This is a genomic window from Paenibacillus sp. E194 (assembly GCF_000935845.1).
GTDB lineage: Bacteria > Bacillota > Bacilli > Paenibacillales > Paenibacillaceae > Paenibacillus_B > Paenibacillus_B alvei_B.
Map to the genome: position 1 here is coordinate 26,558 of NZ_JMDX01000012.1, position 20,884 is coordinate 47,441.

Sequence of the window (20,884 nt, forward strand, 5' to 3'; positions counted from 1 at the left end):
TGAGAAAATATTGTGTATTTGCATCTGTGAACTTCCGACAGAAGAGAGAGCATGAACATGAGGGTAGACAAGCAATGCGAAGGCATTCAAAAATAGATGGATTCGTTATCACATAATAGGAGGGCATCAGGGTGAAAGGAACAAGCAAAGCAATCGGCCGGGACGTCGAAATGGAGGACAGTCTGCATCTGCGACGCGTTCACAGGAAGCAGTAAGTGGACGCGCGGCACATGCACGCGTGCATAATGCTCCGGTTCAGAAGAATGATGAGGTTGTACTGGATATTATCGGCTTGACGCATGATGGAGAGGGAGTCGGTCGTGCAGACGGCTTCACGCTGTTCGTACAAGGGGCATTGCCGGGTGAGCAAGTGCGTGCGCTTGTGCTGAAGGTGAAGAAACAGTACGGATATGCGAAGGTGCTGGAGCGCCTTGTAGACAGCCCCCATCGCGTGGAGCTGGAGCATCCTGCGAATGCGTACGGCGGCTGCCAACTGCAGCATATGGCGTACAGTGAGCAGCTGGTATGGAAGCGGCAGCATGTCGTTGACGTACTTGAGCGCATCGGGAAGTTCCGAGTGGAGCAGCAAGCGGATGGTGAAGCAACTGCAACTGAAAATGCTGCGCAGGAGCAACCAATCAAGGTATGGTCAACGATCGGAATGGAGCAGCCATGGCGCTATCGGAACAAGAGCCAAATGCCGATCGGCAAAAATGAGCGGACAGGCGAGTTAATCGGCGGTTACTTCGCGAAGGCGAGTCATCGGATTATCGATACGGATATGAGCCTGATCCAACATGAAATGAACGACGACGCGATGCGTGCGGTGAAGCAAGTTGTACGGAAATACGGCATTGAACCGTATAATGAGGAGCAGCATACAGGCTTACTACGCCATGTGATGATGCGTGTCGGCTTCCGCGCGAATGAGTTGATGATCACTTTCGTGACGAACGGGGACAAGCTGCCGCATCAGGAGAAGATCGCAGCGGAGCTTGCTGAGGCTTTGCCACAGTTGAAGAGCGTCTGCCAGAGCATTAATACGAAGCGCACGAACGTTATTATGGGAGATAAGACCCGCGTATTGTGGGGTTCAGAATATATTACGGATTATATTGGCGACATTGCATTTAAAATATCGGCACGTTCCTTCTACCAAGTGAATCCGGTGCAGACGGAAGTGCTGTATGAAAAGGCTGTTGAATATGCTGGCCTGACAGGGGAAGAGACCGTCATTGATGCTTATTGTGGCATCGGGACAATCTCGTTGTTCCTGGCACAGCGCGCGAAGCGGGTACTCGGCGTCGAGATCGTCGAGGAAGCGATCGCAGACGCACGTCGCAATGCCGAGCTGAACGGCGTGACAAATGCAGAATTCGCCGTTGGCGCAGCAGAAGACGTTATTCCTCGCTGGAAGGAGCAGGGTGTCACGCCAGACGTCATCGTCGTCGACCCTCCGCGCAAGGGCTGTGACCCTGCGCTGCTCGACACGATGCTGGCCATGCATCCAGAGCGCATCGTGTATGTGTCCTGCAATCCGTCGACGCTGGCTCGCGATTTACAAGTATTGGCGGGCGGTGGCTACCGCATCGTTGAGGTGCAGCCGGTGGACATGTTCCCGCAGACGACACATGTGGAGTGCTGTGTGTCGCTCATAAGGAAGCTTTAGTTAAGAGCCGCATTTACCTATTATATTAAGACTGTTAGAGCCTAAACGGTGTTTGGTCAAGACCCCATTTAGTGGACATAGAAAAAACACCTATACAGCAAGCTGTCGTCGGTACTCTACTGGCGGCAGCTTCTTTAGCTTTCTTTGTGGTCGATTATGATTGAATCTTGATTGGACTAATAAGAGCTTTAAGTATGAACAAGACCATCTTCACCCTGATAGCAGGTTTAGCGAAAGTAAGCCAGTATCCGTTTCTGTAGAGGATTGGAAAAGGTGGCGTGGAATGCGCAATCGATTACCTATTTACATCCACTTGAAGGCAGAAGCAATGGTAGCAAAAATGATATGCGCCTCGTTGATTATTACAATGATTTGAACGATATGCAAAGGGCGGAATTTTGTAATCAGGCAATGTTTCCGCAGAGTGTTTCACTTGAGATAGAAGACTTTGAAATATTTTATGAGGCAAGAAAAGCAGTGCTTACAGAAAAGATACGTGAGTTGTTAGAGTGATACTTCTGATTCATACTAATGCCACTTTTTCTGTTTAATAAACTGACAAGCTCAAGCTCATGTGAAGCTTGAGCTGTTTCTTGTTATGGTACTTTGGTCATACTTGATACGTGATTATATGTTATTATTAAGTTTGGTGCAACGTTGATTGAGGGGAGTAATTTATATGCCGAATTTGTCGCAAATTAAAAGACAGCGCATGCTTGAATTTCTTAATAAAATCAGAGAAGAGCACAACGATGATGCTTCACTAATTGCTATAAACGAGATCGAGACGGAGCTTTTTAATAAGAAGTTCGGTCTTGTTTGGGAAGAGCATGAAGAACGAGTTGACATTGAGATGCTAACGAAGGTACCAGTGTTTTCCGAAGTTGTTGACAGAGAGATACTGTCGGATAAACATTTACCATATAACTTTTTACTTGAAGGCGACAACTTGCATAGCTTGAAGTTGTTAGCAAAGACTCATAAAGGGAAGATCGACTTAATATATATTGACCCTCCATACAATACTGGCAATGAGGACTTTATGTATGATGACGACTACGTTGATGAGGATGACGGATTTAGGCATTCCAAATGGTTAAGTTTTATGGACGAGCGTCTAAGGTTAGCTCGTGACCTGCTTACAGAAGAAGGAGCATTGTTCATTCAAATCAGCGATATTGAATTAGCACAATTGAAGCTTCTTTGTGATGACGTCTTTGGGGAGAACAATTTCCTTAATATTATAAGTGTAAATATGAAGAATATCGCTGGTGCATCTGGAGGCGGAGAGGATAAACGTTTTAAGAAGAACTGCGAATACATCCTTATATATGCAAAGAACTACCCTGCACTCCCTATTTTTAATGGGGCATATGTATATACGGAAATGTCGGAATTGATAAAAACTTATATCGAAGAAGGTGTAAGTTGGAAGTATACATCAGTTCTACTCTACGAGGGAGACAAGGAATATATAGGCTCTACTGTCGATGGAGATGGTAATGATATTAAAGTATACCTTAGAAAAAATCCTATTATTAAATCAATTAAGCAAGTAGCAAAAGACGAGGGGATCTCTGAACAAGAGGCTTACAAAAAATATGGAACCAAAATTTTTCAAACTACAAACGCACAATCTTCAATAAGAACGAGAGTTATGAGCTATCGTTCGGAACAAGGTATATCTGAAGATCTATTGTCTATAGAATATGTTCCCAAAACAGGTAGGAACAAAGGGAAAGTGTATGAGCAATTTTACAAAGGTGATAAATGCCGACTATTTGTTTGGTTAAAGGATACAAGCGAAGAGATTGATGGCGTTTTATACAAAAAAGATTTGCAAGGGACATATTGGGACTATACTGGTCAAATGAAGAATCTGACTAAAGAGGGGAATATTGGGTTTAACAATGGTAAAAAGCCAGTAGAGCTTGTGAAACGTGTTATCAGTTTGTACCCATCAAAAGACATTACTGTATTAGACTTTTTTGCTGGTTCCGGCACGACAGGTCATGCTGTAATTTCTCAAAATGCCGAAGACGATGGTACCCGTAAATTTATTCTTTGCACGAATAACGAAGGATATATCTGTGAGAAAGTCACTTATAAGAGATTATCGAACGTTATTTATGGATATACCACAGATTCAGGGAAGGTATTTGAATCAAACCCTGCCAATCTTAAATACTATAAGACTGGCTTCATTGAGAAGTATTCCAATGATCTGGATTATAGTGTAAATGATGAGCTTCTGAAACACATCGCTGAGATGGTTCAACTTGAATATGCAGTTAGCCTAGATGATTCGAACTACATTCTACTCATGTCGGATGATGAAGCTGATGCATTTATTTCAGATAATAATAAGCTTAAAAAATGTAAAGGACTTTTTCTTTCCTCTGCTGTCCTCCTGACCAGTGAGCAGACTCGGAAGTTAACTGATAGTGGCATCAACACATATACAATCCCCGACTATTACTTTGAATCAGAGTTGTTGGAGGTGGGCGAAAGATGATTATGCTTCCAGATGGACTATTTGATTTTCAAGAACAGTGTTCTTTGTTTCTTGTAGACAAAGTATCCAGTAATAACAGCAAACAGATTATTACTGTAAAAGCACCCACTGGTGCAGGGAAAACTGTGATTCTTATTGACTTCATTGACAAATATCTAAATACGGTTAATTCGAATACTGCTTTTGTTTGGCTTTGCCCAGGTAAAGGCGATCTAGAGGAACAAAGTCGTAAGAAGATGATGAAATTTCTTCCGAGCAAAACAACGAAGAATATGTTCGATGCACTATTGACTGGTTTCGAAGCAGGATCGACCACCTTTATCAATTGGGAGCTAGTAACCAAAAAAGGTAATAAGGCTATCAGCGATAGTGAGAAGAAAAACCTATTTGACCGCATTGCTGACGCCCACCGAAAAGGTATTGAGTTTATTGTACTAATTGACGAAGAACATTCTAATGATACAAAGAAGGCAAACTCTATAATTGATAGTTTCTCAGCTAGAAACATTATTCGAGTTTCAGCTACAGCTAGGGAAAATAAACTCATCGAGTTCTATGAAATTGACGAGCTAGATGTGATTGGATCAGGGCTAATTACAAAGGCTCTCTACATCAACGAGAATGTCGAATACAACGGTGTGTTTGATAATGAACACGGCTACTTAATTGATCTTGCAGATGCAAAGCGCAAGGAAATCGCAGAAGCATATGATAATTTGTCGAAAAGGATTCGACCGCTAGTAATCATCCAATTTCCAAACTCCTCTTCTTCACTTGTGGAAGCAGTTGAGAAAAAACTCTCTGAAATGGGCTACACTTACAATAATAAGATGGTTGCGAAATGGATGAACGGTAATAACGAAAAGATAAACATTGAAGGAATTGAAGAAAGATCGGCAACACCTGTTTTTCTCTTGATGAAACAGGCGATTGCAACCGGATGGGACTGCCCAAGAGCTAAGATACTTGTTAAACTTCGTGAGAATATGAATGAGGATTTCGAAATACAGACCATTGGAAGATTGAGGCGTATGCCTGAGGCAACTCATTATGAAATTGATGTTCTCGATTTTTGCTACCTGTACACCTTTGATGAGAAGTACAAAGAAAGTATCAAGGAAGCCATGAATCAAGCCTTTGAGACTAAACGAGTATTTCTCAAGGAGAAGTGTTTTGACTTTACATTGGAAAAGCAATATCGTGATAAAGACTTTGATGGTCTAGGTGAAAGGGAAACTTTTCAAGAAATCCATAAGTATCTTGTGAAGAAATACGGATTGTCCAACAATAAAAAAGACAATCAACTTCGTCTTGAGAACGTAGGTTATAAGTTTGGCGATGCAATTATTAGGAGAGTTAGACAAGGCAAGTTTGTTACGAATGAGTCGATTCTCAATGAGAGTGTAGGAACTTACACTACAACTTCCCGCATTGTAAACACACATAAGAACGGTATTGAACTATTGCATTCGGTAGACGAAATTAAGTCGGCAATTGGCATGGCTGCTCAAAAAACGAAGGTTGTTCTGGAACGGTTATTTCGGAATAATAACAGCAGCAAGAATAAGTTGTTGTCACTTGACTCAAAAGAGTATTATGCATTCGTAATAAACAATGTGCAAAAACTCAAGGAAGAGTTTAGGGAGGCAACTGCTCAGCTAGCCATACAGACCTCCATGAACATTTCCGTTAAGACTGCAACCTTCTCTATACCAGAGCAAGAGCTATATCGATATGACTCGACAGAAACAGATGTTGAGGAAATCACCACAAATGCTTATAAATTGTATTCTTCGGCTATGATCGTAGATGGTATTCGTTCAAAATCAGAAAGGTTGTTTGAGCGGTATTGTGAAGTGAAGGACGATATAGATTGGGTCTATAAAAATGGAGATACAGGACAACAGTATTTCTCCATTGTGTACTTAGACGCTGTAGGTAAACAATGGTTATTTTATCCGGACTATATCGTGAAAAAGAAAACGGGAGAAGTTTGGATTATAGAAACCAAGGGTGGCGAAACGGGCAATCAGAGTAACAATATTGATCGCCAAGCCGCCAACAAGTTTGAGGCTTTCAAAGAATACGCTAGGGTTAAAAAGATTAAATGGGGGTTTGTTCGAGATAAAAATGAGATCCTTAGAATCAATAATACTGTCTATACGGAAAGTATGCAGAGTGAACACTGGAGAGCTCTAAAAGAGGTTTTATAGTTCAGTGAAGTAATAGTAAGTTTGCCTATGTTTATACAAGTGAGACTCACTAGTGAAACATACACGAAACTTACATATATCTACATTTAATTGGAATGAGAACTAGTGTTCGATATCGCTGAATCTTGGCTTCTCTATTTACGCTTAGTGAAAGCACAGCTATAAATGTTGAGCAGTACTGACTCTTTGCAATTTTGTTGCAAAAACTTGAGTTACGTTATCTACGTTCGTGTATTTTATCTCGGGTGGCATTGTGCAATAGAAAATTTGTTGTATTTGCGGCAGTTTATCGCATTTTCATGGAGCTAGCACATTCCATACGATGTCCTTTCCTTTGAGCTGTGCTTTAATTAAGGGGTATATTTTAGCGGAGTTGTCGGCTTATATTATAACTTTTTAAACTAGCATTCAGCTGGTATGATGGCGACTCGGATTGGCGGGTCGTCTTTTTGTTGTATCAGTCGCATTCGTTCGTTATTTTTTGTGGATTCTCAGTGCACCTATTTTTTGATAGAATGTGCTTAAAAATTGTCTATTTATGTCGTGCTTCCGATTTATTGGGTATCAATTATTTTGAGAGGAACGACCTCTATGTTGTAGTTGGTAAAGGAGCGCAGAACTACCGGAGTCAGGACTGCGTGAGTTACCCACTCAAAGCATCCTGTACGAAGGCAACCGGGAATCGTGAAATTCGAGTAAGCATGCAGTATCTTCGTTACAAGCACTGCGTACAGGGAAAGCTGTGAAGCGAAGAAGGATACGCGCTGTCGGTTCAACGAATGATCGAGCCAGAGAGTGTATTTTGCAACTGAAAAATAACAGAGGATTTAGACGTTTCCTGCTTCGAGGTCTGTCGAAAGTAAGCCTTGAGGTTGGGTGGCTTTCCCTTATCCATAATTTGCTGAAGTGGACAACAAGGAAGAAAAAAAGGTCGAGTTCGGGTAGAAATATAACCCCTAACTCGACCTTTTCGAATCTAGCGATCCCTCACAAGTAGTAAAAACTTACTTATGGGACAGCTCCTTTTTATTTTTGACGTTCACGGAAATGAAGAGAACCTAAATTTATCTCCCCATTATCGTTGAGCTATGCGCTTCACTCACCAAAAGAGGGGGAAATGTTTCGAAAAACTATCTTGAAAGTTAAATGTCGGTTATTGTTGGTTTCCTATTAGCGAGTAAGGAGGTTTTCCGAAATAAAACTAGAAAAACATCTAAGAGGCTTTTAGAAACTAAGGAGGTAATGTGATGGAAAAGGACTTGTTGGAACAGCTAAACCTCTGGCATGAAGAGGATGAATTTGAAAAAATAGTAGGCAAGATTTCGGAAATTCCCGAACAGGACAGAGACTATGATATAGTTGGCTATTTGGCGAGAGCATTAAACAATCTAAAACGTTACGATGAAGCATTACAGCAACTTTCGACGATCAAAACGCAAGGCAAGAATGACTTTCTTTGGCATTTTCGTGTAGGGTATGCCTACTACTACCTATCGCAATATGAGGACGCAGTAGCGGCATTCGAAATTGCGAATAAACTTGATCCCGAAGATGAAGATACTTCGACGTTATTGACATGGAGCCGTCATGAGGTTGGCCTAACAGACCATCAAGAGATGGAGCCAAACGCAATTGCTTCGGTGAAGAATGATATTGAGGCGAATGAGATGCTTGAACAGGAAAAGGACTTTGGTTTTACCCAGGTGTACGCTGTGGAGTTAAAATACAAGCAGCCGCCGATGCTGGACCGAAACATGCTTTACGAGAAGATGGAACTTTATACGGGTAAGGTTGATCGCGGAGAACATCATCCGGATGCCGCGGGACTTGCTGTGTGGGAAGCGAACAGTCAGGAAGATCAGAATTTGCTGCATTTTTTCCATCTGAATTATATGGTTGAATATTCTCAAGGCGAAATGCCGGCGCAAACCAGCCTGATGGATACAGAAAGCCGCCCGGTTACGGACTACGAGTCGGCCATACAGCAGTCCTGGCATTGGCGGGAAGCTGCTGAAGTCGTGAGTGATTGCGAGCACTCACTGCTGTTGATTGACATGATGGCATCGGGACTCGATCCCCAATCGCGGCTGCAGCTCTTCACCGGCTCGCTGCGGGCAGTGATGGAAACGGCGCCTTGCGACGCCATCTATTTCCGGGAAAGCGACAAGCTCGTTGAACCTAGCGCTTATCTGGCGGCGATTGAAGAAGGAGAACTGTTATATGGTGCGCTGAACATTCGTTTTTATAATGTTGAAGGCACAGGTAGCGGCCGCCCTGAAGGTCTGATGGATTCATTGGGACTCGCCGCGCTTGGCATTCCGGATGTTCAGTGTCACTATTACGATCTGGAGCCTGATGAAGTAGCCGGAAATTTGCTTAATATCGCCTATTATTTATTCGACCGCGGGGACGTTATTGTCGACGGGGAAACAATTGGTTTCACCGAAGAGATGCGCTGGCGCTGCGAGCACCAATACGGGCTGGCCGCACCGCACCGGGTTGTTATCGATATAGATCCGGGAGAACCTTATTATGCCGGCAGTCAAGGCGCAGAGCAGTCGTAGACAGCAGTTACCTATCCGCGATGCATAGATAGAAAAGTTAAAAGAGAATTCATACACCATTGCTCAATTATTAGAAAATCCTTGCGATAATACACAGAACCATTCATAAGGAACTAATTTTACTCCACTTATTAATGATGCATGGAATGATGAGAGTAAGTTTGTTTAGAGGGCTTGCTCATTCAGCTTTAGATGACAAAATATGTTTTGCAAATAATCACGCTTCAGAGATCACATCTGAGGCGTTTTTTATTGGTGGGGTGAAGCTGGTAATGATCAAGGTTTATGCAAATTAATAATGGAAATAAGAAATTTAATTAACCGTTATATTTCCGGAAGTTGTTTGGAGATTCACATGAAATGAGCCATCCCCCGTCTGTCCCTGTGTCTTTCTGTTATTTTGTTGAGAATTATTTAAAGGAATACCCATAGATCGTCTGCCACTACCAGATTGCAAAAGCCAGTTTATGTTGGAGTCCTTGTCTTCCAGATTTAAAAGGATGCTGCCGCTTTTGACAGAAATATGGATGTCACTATTTATTTTTACATAGTCAAGCGATACATTTCCACTACTTCCTTGGATATCGAGTTTCTGTGTGCTCAGATTGATTATCTTTACATTACCGGAAGAACCGTCTAACGTTACTTTTCTCTCATAATTGTTTGGAATACGAACGGATAGCTGAGGCATTTTTCCGATATTTACGATGTTTCTAATATCACTCTTAAGCCGAATTTTGATGTTGTCTTTTTCCTTATCTATAACAATTTCAGGTCCATTACTAATTGCTTCAAGTGACTCGATATCTGCTGATTCTACTATTAATGTTGTGCTGCCGTGGTCAATATGGATGTTTTCTATCCCCTTTAATGACACAGCGTGTGCACCATTTTCTTGGTAAGAACTACATGCACTGAGAAAAAGCATCCCCACCAAAAGTAAACAAATGCAATATTTTTTCATTTACTCACCCCATCAATGTTCTTCATTATTGTGAACTGATTATATAAGATTACGTTGCGTCAACATCAAGTTAACTTGTGTAATCAAAGAACTTTCTAATTAAACACTTGAAAGTGACGTTGCGTCATTTTGTATAATCAAGCCAATGGGTAAGCTCTTCATCATTTATGTCTGTTAAGTCCGCTAAGGGGAAGAGGAGATTTATTATAAAAGGGGAGAGTAGATATGAAACAAGGAGACATCATTATTTATGCATGTGTAATTATAGGAGCAGGAATTGGACTTATGATTGATCAAGCATTTCCAGGCGTATTAGTCGGTCTAGGATTAGGATATTTAATCAAACATGGTTTATATAAAGATCAAGAAAATTGATCTTATCTGAATTGTCGGAGGTGTCTGTAATTGATACATATTAAAGAAGTTGCAAAAAAAACGAATATCACGGTCAGAACACTTCGGTACTATGATCAGATTGGATTATTGACGGCACCGTCCAAAACAGAAGGGGGACATCGTCTGTATTCAGAAGAGGAACTGAAGAAGCTTCAATACATCCAATTTCTAAAAGGGATTGGTTACAAGTTGCAAGAGATTAAAAGCATGTTATACGACTCTAAATGGAATTGGACGAACAGTTTGAAAAACCAGTTAGCCTATATCCTTGAAGAGCAAGAAAGATTAAGGAGTATAGAGTTGTCACTGCGGGAATTGGTAACTGGGATTGCAGTTGAAGACGGGGATGAACGGCTTGCGATACAGAAACTTATTCAGTTATCGAATCAACATAAAAAAAGATTGCCGACCATCAAGGAGAACATGTTTAACGATAAGGAAATAGAGCTTTGGACAAAGCTCCCAAAAATGAGTGGAGAAAATCCTGATTCTTTGGAGTGGATTGCTTTGCTAGGTCAGATAAAACGATATACGAAAGGTGATCCTGCTTCATCACGAGTGCAAAACATAATACGGCGTATGATAGAAAAACAACTGGAAGAATTCAAAGGAGAAGACGAGTTTGTGAATAAACTATGGGACCTGAGGAAATCCCCAGAGCAATCTGAGAGTCTCGGACTATATCCTATAGACAAGGAAGTTCTTGATTTTATGGAGCGAGCCTATGACATTCACATTTCTTCCATACAGAACTCTGCCATGGAGCAAGGAGGAGAATCGTGACTCTTGAACTCCTTTCTATGATAGGGGGATTAGCCTTATTAGACACGCTTAGCCCTGCAACATTGGGAGTAACCGTATATTTGCTGTTGACTGAAAAGGAGCGATTAGGTTCACGCTTAATGATTTATTTATTGACGGTCGCAGTCATTTATTTTTCAGTAGGCGTTGCTTTCATGTTCGGTCTGGATGTGTTTCTGGCTAGTTTCTCTTCCATCTTCCAAAATCGGATTGTAAGTTGGGCTATGCTGATCATTGGGGGAATTCTGTTTATAGCCAGCTTCTACTACCCAAAGAGTAAAAAGTCAGAAATGCCAAGGCCGAAGTCAAAAAGTAAGACATCTATGATTGCACTCGGTTTCACGACATCTTTGATTGAGGTAGGTGCAGCATTTCCGTATTTTGCTGCGATTGGGCTTATGAATACCTCAAATTTAGCAGTTTTTCAGTGGCTCCCAATTATGGTAGGTTATAATTTTATAATGGTTTTACCGCCATTAATCCTGTTTACGTTGCATTTATTATTAGGGCGAATGATGAGGAGACCATTAGAAAGGCTTCAAATCAAGCTTTCGAAGCATTCGGGATCGGCTGTTTCATGGGTCATGTGCATCGTGGGGGCGATTATGATTTTTTATAGTTTGGATTATCTGTAGGGAGTTTTATAAACCGTATGAGGGGCGATGGCCCCTCTTTTTTATGATTACCTGATTCAATACATACGCATGCAGTTTCCATGACCCATCCTTCTCCTGATGGTAAATAAGCCAGTTGGTTCACTTTAATCTGCAATGATTAGCTTCGTTCGTATTGACGTAAACTGCGGCGGGTAACTGGGATCGATATTCGCATCGGTAATAATGGCGTTCACGTTATCTAGTGGTGTAATGGAAATTTTAACGTCTTTTCCGAATTTGGTGCTGTCTGCCACGATATACACCTCTTTGGACAGTTCGATCATCCTCTTGCGTGTAACAGCTTCCTCCAAATTGTAATCCGAGATCCCTCGTTCCATCGTAATGCCGCTGCAGCAGATAAACGCTTTCCGAATATTTAATTCATGAAAATTAAAAATATAATCGTACGCTACTACGGAATGTTCTTCTTTGCGGATTTTTCCTCCGATAATAATCAGTTCAACATCGGTATTCATGAGCTCATTGATCACGGGGATGGAGTTGGTGACCACCGTGAGATTGTTCTTGCCTTTAATAAACTTGGCTATGTGATAGGTGGTGGAGCCGCTGTCAATATAGATGCAATCCCCATCGTCGATCATCTCGCTGCATACTTTACCGATGTTTTCTTTTGCCTCAAATAAGCTAACCATCCGCTCATTCATGGAGGATTCTCCATACTTCGACTCCGCGATTTTAATACCGCCATATATCTTTTCGATCTTCCCTTGCTTAGTCAATAGATTCAGATCTCGTCGTAGTGTATCTACGGAGATCGCTAATTCGGTTGCTAGCTCTGGTAGTTTAAGCACCTTTTTAATGGTAAGCAATTCTATAATCTTCTGTTGTCTTTCAAGTGGCAGCATAAGTTCACCTATTATCGATTGATATTGTTACCTATAGTGTAACGACTGCACCGTTCACATTCAATTAAATTTGACTATATATTTCAACTGAACATGAAATATGGCGCACAATATATGCAAAATATATGAAGTATATATGCATGATTTACGCAACATTTACATAAAAGTGCATTTGAGTTGATCATTGATTTATATAATGGGGGTGTGACTAAGGGAGGTGAGCCGTTTGCTTAAGCTGCAACATATCAGCAAACAATTTGACGGCAAAATGGTGCTCCAAGATATCAGCTTAGAGATAGGTTCTGGCGAGATTGTATCGCTTCTCGGCCCTAGCGGGAGCGGGAAAACGACACTGCTTAATATTATTCTTGGCCTAACGAAGCTGGATCATGGCAGCATTATGTATAACGGCCTGGACATGACACATGTATCCATGAAAAAGCGCGGCTTTAATATCGTATTTCAGGATTATGCGTTATTTCCGAATCTGAATGCTTACGAGAATATCATCTATGGGTTGCGCAATAAGAAAGGAAGCGTAAGTGAGCGGGAGGTTCAAGACTATATTGATTTTTTGGAACTGAAGCCGCATCTGAACAAGCGAATCAGTGAATTATCAGGCGGGCAGAAGCAGAGAGTGGCTTTAGCTAGAACTTTGGTTACGAAGCCGAAGATCCTGCTGTTAGACGAACCGCTCAGCGCGTTGGATGGAGTCATTAAAGAATCGATCAAACAACGGATCCAATCGATTGCCAGGGAGTTCAAGCTCACGACGATCATTGTTACCCATGATCCTGAGGAAGCATTAACCCTTTCCGATAAAATTTTGATTATCAATCAAGGCACAATCTCGCAATATGGTACGCCGAGAGAGATTATCGGGCAGCCGAGCAATGAGTTTGTAAAACAGTTTATTATCAAGCAGTTGCAGATTAAGCGGCAGAATATATTCAATCTGTTTGGTGAGCGATATGCATAGAGTAAAGCCAGAAATGCGGATTCTGCTCATCGCCATACTCCTTTTGTTAACCGTTATTTTGTTCTTGCCGCTGCTTGTCCTATTTATTCGATCATTCGAAACAGAGCAAGGCTTTTCATTTTCCAACTACAGCTCGATTTGGATGAATGATGAGATGATGATAGCTGCCTGGAACAGTATGAAGGTATCAACGGTGACCGCAATCCTAACAACGATATTGGCATTCATCCCGGTGTATACGATTCACTGTACACGTGCTCATCGGATCTTCAAAGGCATGCTGAAGACGACAATCATTCTTCCCATGCTGCTTCCGACAATTACGTATGGATTTGCCATGATGTATTCACTTGGCAATCAGGGATTGCTGACCAAGCTTGTAGGACGAAATTTGTTTGATATCTATGGCTTTAATGGATTGCTGATCGGTTACATCATTTATACACTTCCGCCAGCCTTTTTATTGATTCATAACGCATTTAAATACATGGATAAAAAGTTATTATTGTGTCTCATCTGATGGGCGACAGACCGTTAAGAAGCTTTGCGAATACGATTCTTCGACCGTTGGCAGGGGCATTGGGTGGGGCATTTGTGCTGTCCTTTATCCTAAGCTTCACGGACTTTGGGATACCGGCATCGGTGGGAGGAACCTATTCCGTGGTGGCTAGCCAGTTGTATCAAGTCATGCTGGGCTCGATTCCTGATCTGAATCAGGGGGCTGTCATCGCGGTGCTCATGCTTGTGCCAGCGATATTCGCAATATGGCTGTTACGGTCTCTAGAGAAGCTTAACTTTCACTATGATCAACTTGGAGAAATCGAGCTGCCGACACATCGGGTGCGCGATATTAGCTTTGTGACCGTGTCCTCTGTCATCGTTTTTATGATGCTGTCGATATTCGCCATCATGTTTATCGCGCCGTGGTTGAACCGATATCCTTATGATCTCACGTTTACCTTTAATCATGTCCTAAGTGTGCTTCAATCCAATGATTTAACCAAGGTATATCGGAACTCGATTTGGATTGCTGTATTAACTTCTGTATTGGGTACATTGGTTGCTTATTGTGCTGCACTTCTCAATGTACGGACTTCATTAAGGGCAAGATCACTCACCGATACGGCTTCCATGATCACGAATACGGTGCCAGGTATGGTACTTGGTATCTCTTACTTGCTCTTGTTTAATGGAAGCAGCTTGAAAGGGACCGTGACGATCATCGTGCTCTGTAATATCGTGCATTTCTTTACAACACCGTATTTGATGGCGAAGAATTCGCTCTCCAAGATGAATCCTTCCTGGGAAACGACGGGAGAACTACTCGGAGATAGCTGGTTCAAGACGGTCTATCGGGTAGTCTTGCCTAATTCGGCTGCGACGGTGATCGAGATGCTGGGATATTATTTTCTCAATGCGATGGTTACGATCAGCGGCATCATATTTCTCGTATCCACCCAAACCGCTGTCGTTGCTAGTAAAATCAAGGAGCTTCAGCATTTTGCCAAATTCAATGAAATCTTCGTATTGTCGTTGCTGATCTTCTTCACCAATCTGATTGTGAAACTGCTATGTGATTATGGACAAAAGAGATTTGCGATTCATCGTTAAACAGGCTTAATGCTTTTCTATGATAGGCCTAAATAATAGTAAAAGTGAGGGATAACGATGGTTGGAATGTCAAAAAGGTTCAGGATGGTTCTCTTAGCATTACTGGCAATAAGCATGGTGGTGGTAATGGCAGGCTGTGGTGCTGGCAGTGCAAAGGAATCGAAGCAAGTGATTATCAACACCAACGCAGATGAAGAAGCAGTAGCAGCGATGGAGGCTGCACTGAAAGCCGCAGGCTATGAAGGGCAGTATCAATTCCAATCGATGGGGACGTCAGAATTGGGCGGCAAGCTGATGGCTGAAGGGGATAAGATTGAGGCTGATCTTGTAACTATGAGCTCGTATTTCCTAGACAGTTCACAGAGTCAATACAAGATGTATAAAGATTTAGCATTTGAGACAGAAGCTATGGATTCGTATCCGTCCTACTATACGCCGATTTTAGCAAATACAGGCTCTATCTTTGTGAATACAGAAGTGTTGAAGCAAAAAGGGCTGCAGGCTCCCCAATCGATCAAAGATTTGACGAAGCCTGAATATAAGGATTTGGTGTCGATTCCAAATGTATTAGATTCCTCTACAGCTTGGCTGCTTATACAGGCTATCATCAGTGCTTATGGACCAGAGGAAGGGAAGATTGTACTCCATGATCTTATTGCCAATGCAGGCCAGCATATAGAAAAATCCGGTTCCGGACCGATTAAGAAAGTGGAAGCGGGAGAAGTAGCTGCTGGATTTGGACTTCGTCATCAGGCGGTACGCGCACACGAAAAAGGAGCTCCGATTGATTATATTGATCCCATCGAAGGGAATTATTCGTTGACAGAGTCCATTGCAGTAATCAATAAGAACAACGAAGTGACGGATCTTGCAATGAAAATGGCGGAGACGATTAGTAAGGATGCGAGAAAAGATTTGATTACGAACTATCCTGTTGCCTTGTACAAAGGGGAATCCACAGATGCGGTCAATAAGCCAGCGAAACCGATGAAGTTCGATCAGCCATTAACCGTGGAGTTATTGAAGGAACATCAGCAGTTTTTTAAAGAAGCTAAATAATTCATAACAACGGGGAGTGAGATCATGATGAATGACTACAAATTATTGACCCCAGGGCCGTTGACAACGACCCGATCCGTTAAGCATGAAATGTTGCTAGATCGCTGCACGTGGGATGATGACTATAAATCGATTACGCAGAAAATAAGATCTCAGTTATTGACGATTGCAGGAGTGGATTCGGAACAGTATACAGTTGTATTGATGCAGGGCAGCGGAACCTTTGCCGTAGAATCGGTGATGACATCCGTGATTGCTCCAGAACATAAGGTTCTGATTATCTCCAACGGCGCTTATGGGGAACGCATGATACAGATGGCACAAGTGATAGGGCTGTCGTATGTCGAGCATAAGGTAGACTATGATAAGTATCCGGATATGGCTGAACTCAAGGGCATGCTTGAAGCTGATCCAGAGATTACCCATATCGCAATGGTTCACTGCGAGACAACGACAGGGATACTGAATCCGATTGATAGGGTCTCGAAGCTGGCCAAAGCTTATGGGAAAACGTTCATTGTGGATGCGATGAGCAGCTTTGGCGGTATTGATATCGATGTTGCTGGCCTTCATATTGATTATGTAATCAGCAGTGCGAACAAATGCATTCAAGGTGTTCCTGGGTTTGGTTTTGTTATTGCTAAGCTTGATCAATTGAAATGGTGTCAAGGTATTGCGCGCAGCTTGGCTCTTGATTTGTATGATCAGTGGGATTGTATGGATAAGGACGGAAAATGGCGTTTTACCTCACCAACCCATGTAGTTGCTGCATTCTCCAAGGCGTTGGATGAACTGCAAGAAGAAGGCGGAGTCGCAGGAAGACAAGCTCGCTATCAGCACAATAACCTGCTGCTCAGGGAGAGACTTGCGAAGGTTGGCATGAATGCTTACATTATAGCGGACTATCAGTCGCCAATTATTACGACCTTTTTGTTTCCAAACGAACAATTTCAATTCGCCGAATTCTATCAATATGTGAAAGCAAGAGGATATGTTATTTACCCAGGGAAGTTGACGAATTTGGATACGTTCCGTATTGGGAACATTGGGGAAATCTATGAGGAAGACATTGATCAACTATGCCATATTATTGAGCAATATATGAAGGAGCATTGCAACCATGAATAAAGTAGAAGGAATCATATTGGATTGGGCGGGGACGGCCATCGATTTCGGATGTTTTGCACCTGTGAATGTATTCATCGATATCTTCAAGCAGGCAGGTATCGAGGTGACAATGGATGAGGCTAGAGCACCTATGGGGATGCTGAAAATCGATCATATCCGGGCGATGCTGTCGATGCCCAGAGTTTCGGCATTATGGGAAGATCAGTATGGCAAGCCATTTACAGAACAGGATGTGGAGCAGCTCTATGCGGCATTTGAGCCTGCGTTAATGTCTTCGCTAGCTGAATACACAGATCCGATTCCAGGTGTAGTGGAAACCGTCGAAACCTTGCGAGCGCAAGGATTGAAGTTCGGCTCTACAACGGGCTATACCCGCACGATGATGGATGTGATCGTACCTATCACAAAGGAAAAGGGGTACAGTCCCGATCATCTGGTCACACCTAGTGAAACGGATTCTTATGGCAGACCGTACCCTTACATGATCCATCGCAATATGGAGGAGCTTAAGCTCTCCGCATGCTGGAAAGTGGTCAAAGTGGGCGATACGGCATCGGATGTGACAGAGGGAGTCCATGCTGGCGTGTGGTCGGTTGGTGTTGCGGTCGGCAGCTCCGAGATGGGACTCAGCCAAGAGCAATTCGAAAGTCTGTCCACGGCAGACAAAGCCGAGATGATCTCAAAGACGAAGCATAACTTTATGCAATATGGTGCAGATTTTGCGATTGATACGATGCGTGAGCTTCCGCAATTAATCGAGGCGATCAATCAGTTGATCTCGGATGGAAAGAGACCAGGGTGTTTGAAATAAAGGAATCATGAATGGTATTAGTACGGGTTGGAATAGAACGAGCTGCCTCTCCAATAAGGGAGGCGGCTTTATGTTGTCCAGCCTGTTCTAACATTTGCAATATACACGGTCTAAAAATCGAATAAAGATGTGATAATATGGGGGTAGGAATTCTAGTAGAAAATAGGGGGATTACATGTCCTGGAGCAAATTGAAGCAACAACTGGAGAGCTTTCTCTGTCCTGCGTTACATGGAAGGGTTGAATACCGAGCAACGAGCTATCGTTATTTACCTGATAAAGCCGGTATTTGTTATATTTCGGTAGATAAAAAGAATGTATTCAATATGAGTGATAAAACGAGCTTAATCAAATGGTATCAGACGGAGCAGGAAATTAAGAATGATTCAGATATCCAAATTCCGATCAGCAATGAAGAAATTGAAGCGGTCAGAAAGGATACCAAGGGCGCTCCCGAGGATCGTCTAATCGTAATTGCTAGAAGTAGAAAAATGTCTGGATATGCAAAAGAGCTTTTGTCGGCACAGGTATCATTAAGTAAATCGAATTTTAACGTTGTGGCGAATCATTTTTTATCTACCTCTATAGAGGAAAGCATAGAGAGCGATGATATCTTATTGAATATTCTGGCTTTGGTAGACAGACGAGTTGGTAAAAAGCGAATTTTAAACATGAGTGAGAAGATGAAGGTAAAGCATCCAATTGTGCAGTATTTTTATGAACTACGACGTAGTACGTTGTGACGATAAATAGGTCAGGAAGTTTCTTGACTCTTCTCAAATTGGTTTTCTTGTAATTATGAAACGGAAGACCCTATTCGTGTCAGGTGGTTGGCTTTTCATTTGATGGGGGTACATCGTGTCAGGTTGTTCTCACTGAACAATCGACACATGTGGAGTGCTGTGTGTCGCTTGAAAGGAAATAGTATTTTTTAGAGCTGCACTTACCTGCTATGTAGAAGCCCAAACGTCTTTAGCGTTTGGGCTTTTTGTGTATTTTAGAGCTGGAATCTATATTGACTGAGCAATACAAAGGTATCGGTTTGAGAAAAGATAACATATATAGGCGTAATATTTTGCGCGACAATCAAGAATCGTCCCCCCTGTCGCATGCGGATTTTTGGCGACTTTTGTAAGTGTTTATCCGAAAAGCTGGTAATTTAGTTGTAAATGCCGTAACATAGTAGGAGATTATTTCTTTTGGAGGAATTTTCATAATACATAAAAGGGAGAGACTCAATTAACAATGAAAAAGATATTAACATTTGTATTAGCTATTTCTATGGTTGCTATCCTTGCGGCATGTGGTGGGAAAGACGACTTAACAGTGTTTAAGAGTAAAGACAACAAATATCAAGTAAGTGCCTCTAGTAGTTGGAAAGATGCGAACGGCGAGCTAAATCCAGATAGTGACCTTGAGATCTATACTCCTCAAAAAGAAAAATATTTCATGGCGCTACTCGAATCAAAAGAGGATTTTAAAGATTCTTCACTACAAAAGTATTATGATTTAGTTACCGAACCATTCGTTTCTTCATTAACCAATCCAAAACAAGGAGATGTAAAAGAAGTTACGATTAATGGTTATAAGGCGCTACAATATACGCTTGAAGGTACTTCGGACAATGTAAATGTTGCTTATTTAATTACCGTTATCGAAACACCTACACATTATGGTCAATTGATGGTTTGGACGCTTAAGAGCAATTGGGATGGATATAAAGACGAATATACGAATTTGATCAACAGTTTTAAAGAAGCAAATTAATCCCTGACCTATTGACTTGTAAGTTCTGAAATACCCTATTAACATGATAAAGCAGATGGAGATAAACGCACATTTTAACTCCATCTGCTTTTTTGTTTTTTGTGGGTTATTGAAAGTAGTTAGGCGGATGTCCGCTACTATTAATAGATTGTGTGCTATTTGGAGCAGTGATCAGCTCATTTTTGCCTGTATCTGAAAAGATCCTAAGCATACGGATTCCCTCACAGAAGAATATAATTGGGAGGTGTAATATCATATTATGGAAATATCCAACAAGTTAACTAGGATTAGAACTCCCATAAAATCACATACGAAAAAAATCGCTTTCTCAATCATATTTGCATTTATTTTAGGAGCCGTTTCGGGGTTAGTAGCGAAACTTGTGGATGATCCCGGCGCAAACCCTATACTTGACCACATTGGATCGCGCCTTGGCGTGTGGGTATTTGTAGCAACTCTTTTATCGGTCTTTAGCGATTCGCCTAAGCAAGCGGCTGTAAAAGTATTTACATTTTTTGTGGCGCTACTTACCGTTTATTATGTATATACAGTGTTCATATTGCATTTTTTTCCGCAAAAAGTCATTATTTTTTGGAGCATATGCGCGGTGATCTCACCTATTTGTGCATATGTGATGTGGTACTCGGGTGGGAACGGATTATTCTCCAATACGGTGTTATCCCTCCCAGCGGCGGTGTTGCTTACAGAAGGGTATAATTTACGTAATGCGTACTTGCCCGTACATACACATTTTTATTTGATTCCATGGATGCAGGGAATTTATTTAATCATGATAATCATTTTGTTTCTTTCTATTGCAAAAAAAAGGCAAACAATTGTTTTTGTCACTATTAATAACGATTGGCTTATCTCTTCTTTTCATATG

17 protein-coding genes and 2 pseudogenes are annotated in these 20,884 nt (G+C 41.8%); 17 read left to right on the top strand and 2 right to left on the bottom strand.

The genetic code is table 11. The annotated features are described in order from the left end of the window. Window positions 1-115 precede the first annotated feature (115 nt). From rlmD to AZ66_RS03180, 6 genes and pseudogenes are all read left to right on the top strand, one after another. On the top strand, window positions 116-1,669 hold the full coding sequence (gene rlmD, locus AZ66_RS03160; RefSeq protein ID WP_044353556.1) for a 23S rRNA (uracil(1939)-C(5))-methyltransferase RlmD: 1,554 nt from the start codon (window positions 116-118) through the stop codon (window positions 1,667-1,669). 273 nt (window positions 1,670-1,942) lie between these two features. After that, the gene (locus tag AZ66_RS03165) at window positions 1,943-2,182 is read left to right on the top strand and encodes a hypothetical protein (protein ID WP_044353557.1); all 240 of its coding nucleotides are present in this window, start codon (window positions 1,943-1,945) and stop codon (window positions 2,180-2,182) included. Between the two features lie 166 nt (window positions 2,183-2,348). After that, window positions 2,349-4,184 (top strand): site-specific DNA-methyltransferase, encoded by a 1,836-nt coding sequence (locus AZ66_RS03170; protein WP_044353558.1) that lies wholly within the window; start codon window positions 2,349-2,351, stop codon window positions 4,182-4,184. After that, window positions 4,181-6,397, top strand: a complete 2,217-nt coding sequence (locus tag AZ66_RS03175; protein ID WP_197081646.1) for a DEAD/DEAH box helicase — start codon at window positions 4,181-4,183, stop codon at window positions 6,395-6,397. Before AZ66_RS03170 ends, AZ66_RS03175 begins: the two co-directional genes overlap by 4 nt. A gap of 614 nt (window positions 6,398-7,011) precedes the next feature. After that, window positions 7,012-7,394, top strand: a pseudogene (locus AZ66_RS32360) (transposase); the annotation flags it as partial. Window positions 7,395-7,644: 250 nt separating this feature from the next. Next, on the top strand, window positions 7,645-8,961 hold the full coding sequence (locus AZ66_RS03180) for a DUF4261 domain-containing protein (protein WP_331436882.1): 1,317 nt from the start codon (window positions 7,645-7,647) through the stop codon (window positions 8,959-8,961). Window positions 8,962-9,274: 313 nt separating this feature from the next. Here AZ66_RS03180 and AZ66_RS03185 read toward each other — a convergent pair whose 3' ends face one another. After that, a complete protein-coding gene (locus AZ66_RS03185; RefSeq protein ID WP_044353559.1) occupies window positions 9,275-9,925 on the bottom strand; it encodes a DUF4097 family beta strand repeat-containing protein in 651 nt (216 codons plus the stop codon). A gap of 225 nt (window positions 9,926-10,150) precedes the next feature. On the opposite strand from AZ66_RS03185, the gene AZ66_RS31770 reads away from it, so the two are divergent. Genes AZ66_RS31770 through AZ66_RS03200 form a run of 3 tightly spaced genes read left to right on the top strand, consistent with a single transcriptional unit; the run spans window position 10,151 to window position 11,757 of the window. Further along, on the top strand, window positions 10,151-10,300 hold the full coding sequence (locus tag AZ66_RS31770) for a hypothetical protein (protein ID WP_021254963.1): 150 nt from the start codon (window positions 10,151-10,153) through the stop codon (window positions 10,298-10,300). A 30-nt stretch (window positions 10,301-10,330) separates the two neighbouring features. After that, a complete protein-coding gene (locus tag AZ66_RS03195) occupies window positions 10,331-11,104 on the top strand; it encodes a MerR family transcriptional regulator (protein WP_044353560.1) in 774 nt (257 codons plus the stop codon). Between the two features lie 17 nt (window positions 11,105-11,121). Continuing rightward, window positions 11,122-11,757: a GAP family protein gene (locus AZ66_RS03200; RefSeq protein WP_044353574.1), complete on the top strand. Its 636-nt coding sequence runs from the start codon at window positions 11,122-11,124 to the stop codon at window positions 11,755-11,757. Window positions 11,758-11,882: 125 nt separating this feature from the next. On the opposite strand, the gene AZ66_RS03205 is transcribed toward AZ66_RS03200, so the two are convergent. Continuing rightward, on the bottom strand, window positions 11,883-12,644 hold the full coding sequence (locus tag AZ66_RS03205) for a DeoR/GlpR family DNA-binding transcription regulator (RefSeq protein WP_044353561.1): 762 nt from the start codon (window positions 12,642-12,644) through the stop codon (window positions 11,883-11,885). A gap of 226 nt (window positions 12,645-12,870) precedes the next feature. On the opposite strand from AZ66_RS03205, the gene AZ66_RS03210 reads away from it, so the two are divergent. The 8 genes and pseudogenes from AZ66_RS03210 to AZ66_RS03245 all read left to right on the top strand — a co-directional run. Continuing rightward, window positions 12,871-13,623, top strand: coding sequence for an ABC transporter ATP-binding protein (locus tag AZ66_RS03210; protein WP_044353562.1), 753 nt, complete (start codon window positions 12,871-12,873; stop codon window positions 13,621-13,623). Then, window positions 13,616-15,234: pseudogene (locus AZ66_RS03215) on the top strand (ABC transporter permease subunit). Before AZ66_RS03210 ends, AZ66_RS03215 begins: the two are co-directional and overlap by 8 nt. A gap of 84 nt (window positions 15,235-15,318) precedes the next feature. Then, a complete protein-coding gene (locus AZ66_RS03220) occupies window positions 15,319-16,293 on the top strand; it encodes an extracellular solute-binding protein (RefSeq protein WP_442950268.1) in 975 nt (324 codons plus the stop codon). A 27-nt stretch (window positions 16,294-16,320) separates the two neighbouring features. Beyond that, window positions 16,321-17,421, top strand: coding sequence for a 2-aminoethylphosphonate--pyruvate transaminase (gene phnW, locus AZ66_RS03225; protein WP_044353576.1), 1,101 nt, complete (start codon window positions 16,321-16,323; stop codon window positions 17,419-17,421). Further along, window positions 17,414-18,232: a phosphonoacetaldehyde hydrolase gene (gene phnX, locus AZ66_RS03230; protein ID WP_044353563.1), complete on the top strand. Its 819-nt coding sequence runs from the start codon at window positions 17,414-17,416 to the stop codon at window positions 18,230-18,232. The genes phnW and phnX overlap by 8 nt, the downstream gene beginning before the upstream one ends. 175 nt (window positions 18,233-18,407) lie before the next feature. Continuing rightward, a complete protein-coding gene (locus tag AZ66_RS03235; RefSeq protein WP_044353564.1) occupies window positions 18,408-18,974 on the top strand; it encodes an SF0329 family protein in 567 nt (188 codons plus the stop codon). A gap of 502 nt (window positions 18,975-19,476) precedes the next feature. Continuing rightward, window positions 19,477-19,998: an LptM family lipoprotein gene (locus AZ66_RS03240; protein ID WP_021258293.1), complete on the top strand. Its 522-nt coding sequence runs from the start codon at window positions 19,477-19,479 to the stop codon at window positions 19,996-19,998. A gap of 259 nt (window positions 19,999-20,257) precedes the next feature. Then, a partial coding sequence (locus AZ66_RS03245) for a DUF6518 family protein (RefSeq protein ID WP_044353565.1) occupies window positions 20,258-20,884 on the top strand: 627 nt, incomplete at its 3' end.

Bases quoted from the DNA above. Each gene is read 5' to 3' on its own strand.
- AZ66_RS03235 (WP_044353564.1), top strand. From the start codon at position 18,408: ATGTCCTGGAGCAAATTGAAGCAACAACTGGAGAGCTTTCTCTGTCCT.
- AZ66_RS03220 (WP_442950268.1), top strand. From the start codon at position 15,319: ATGGTTCTCTTAGCATTACTGGCAATAAGCATGGTGGTGGTAATGGCA.
- phnW (WP_044353576.1), top strand. From the start codon at position 16,321: ATGAATGACTACAAATTATTGACCCCAGGGCCGTTGACAACGACCCGA.
- phnX (WP_044353563.1), top strand. From the start codon at position 17,414: ATGAATAAAGTAGAAGGAATCATATTGGATTGGGCGGGGACGGCCATC.
- AZ66_RS03205 (WP_044353561.1), bottom strand. From the start codon at position 12,644: ATGCTGCCACTTGAAAGACAACAGAAGATTATAGAATTGCTTACCATT.
- AZ66_RS31770 (WP_021254963.1), top strand. From the start codon at position 10,151: ATGAAACAAGGAGACATCATTATTTATGCATGTGTAATTATAGGAGCA.
- AZ66_RS03175 (WP_197081646.1), top strand. From the start codon at position 4,181: ATGATTATGCTTCCAGATGGACTATTTGATTTTCAAGAACAGTGTTCT.
- AZ66_RS03180 (WP_331436882.1), top strand. From the start codon at position 7,645: ATGGAAAAGGACTTGTTGGAACAGCTAAACCTCTGGCATGAAGAGGAT.
- AZ66_RS03200 (WP_044353574.1), top strand. From the start codon at position 11,122: ATGATAGGGGGATTAGCCTTATTAGACACGCTTAGCCCTGCAACATTG.
- AZ66_RS03240 (WP_021258293.1), top strand. From the start codon at position 19,477: ATGAAAAAGATATTAACATTTGTATTAGCTATTTCTATGGTTGCTATC.
- AZ66_RS03170 (WP_044353558.1), top strand. From the start codon at position 2,349: ATGCCGAATTTGTCGCAAATTAAAAGACAGCGCATGCTTGAATTTCTT.
- AZ66_RS03185 (WP_044353559.1), bottom strand. From the start codon at position 9,925: ATGAAAAAATATTGCATTTGTTTACTTTTGGTGGGGATGCTTTTTCTC.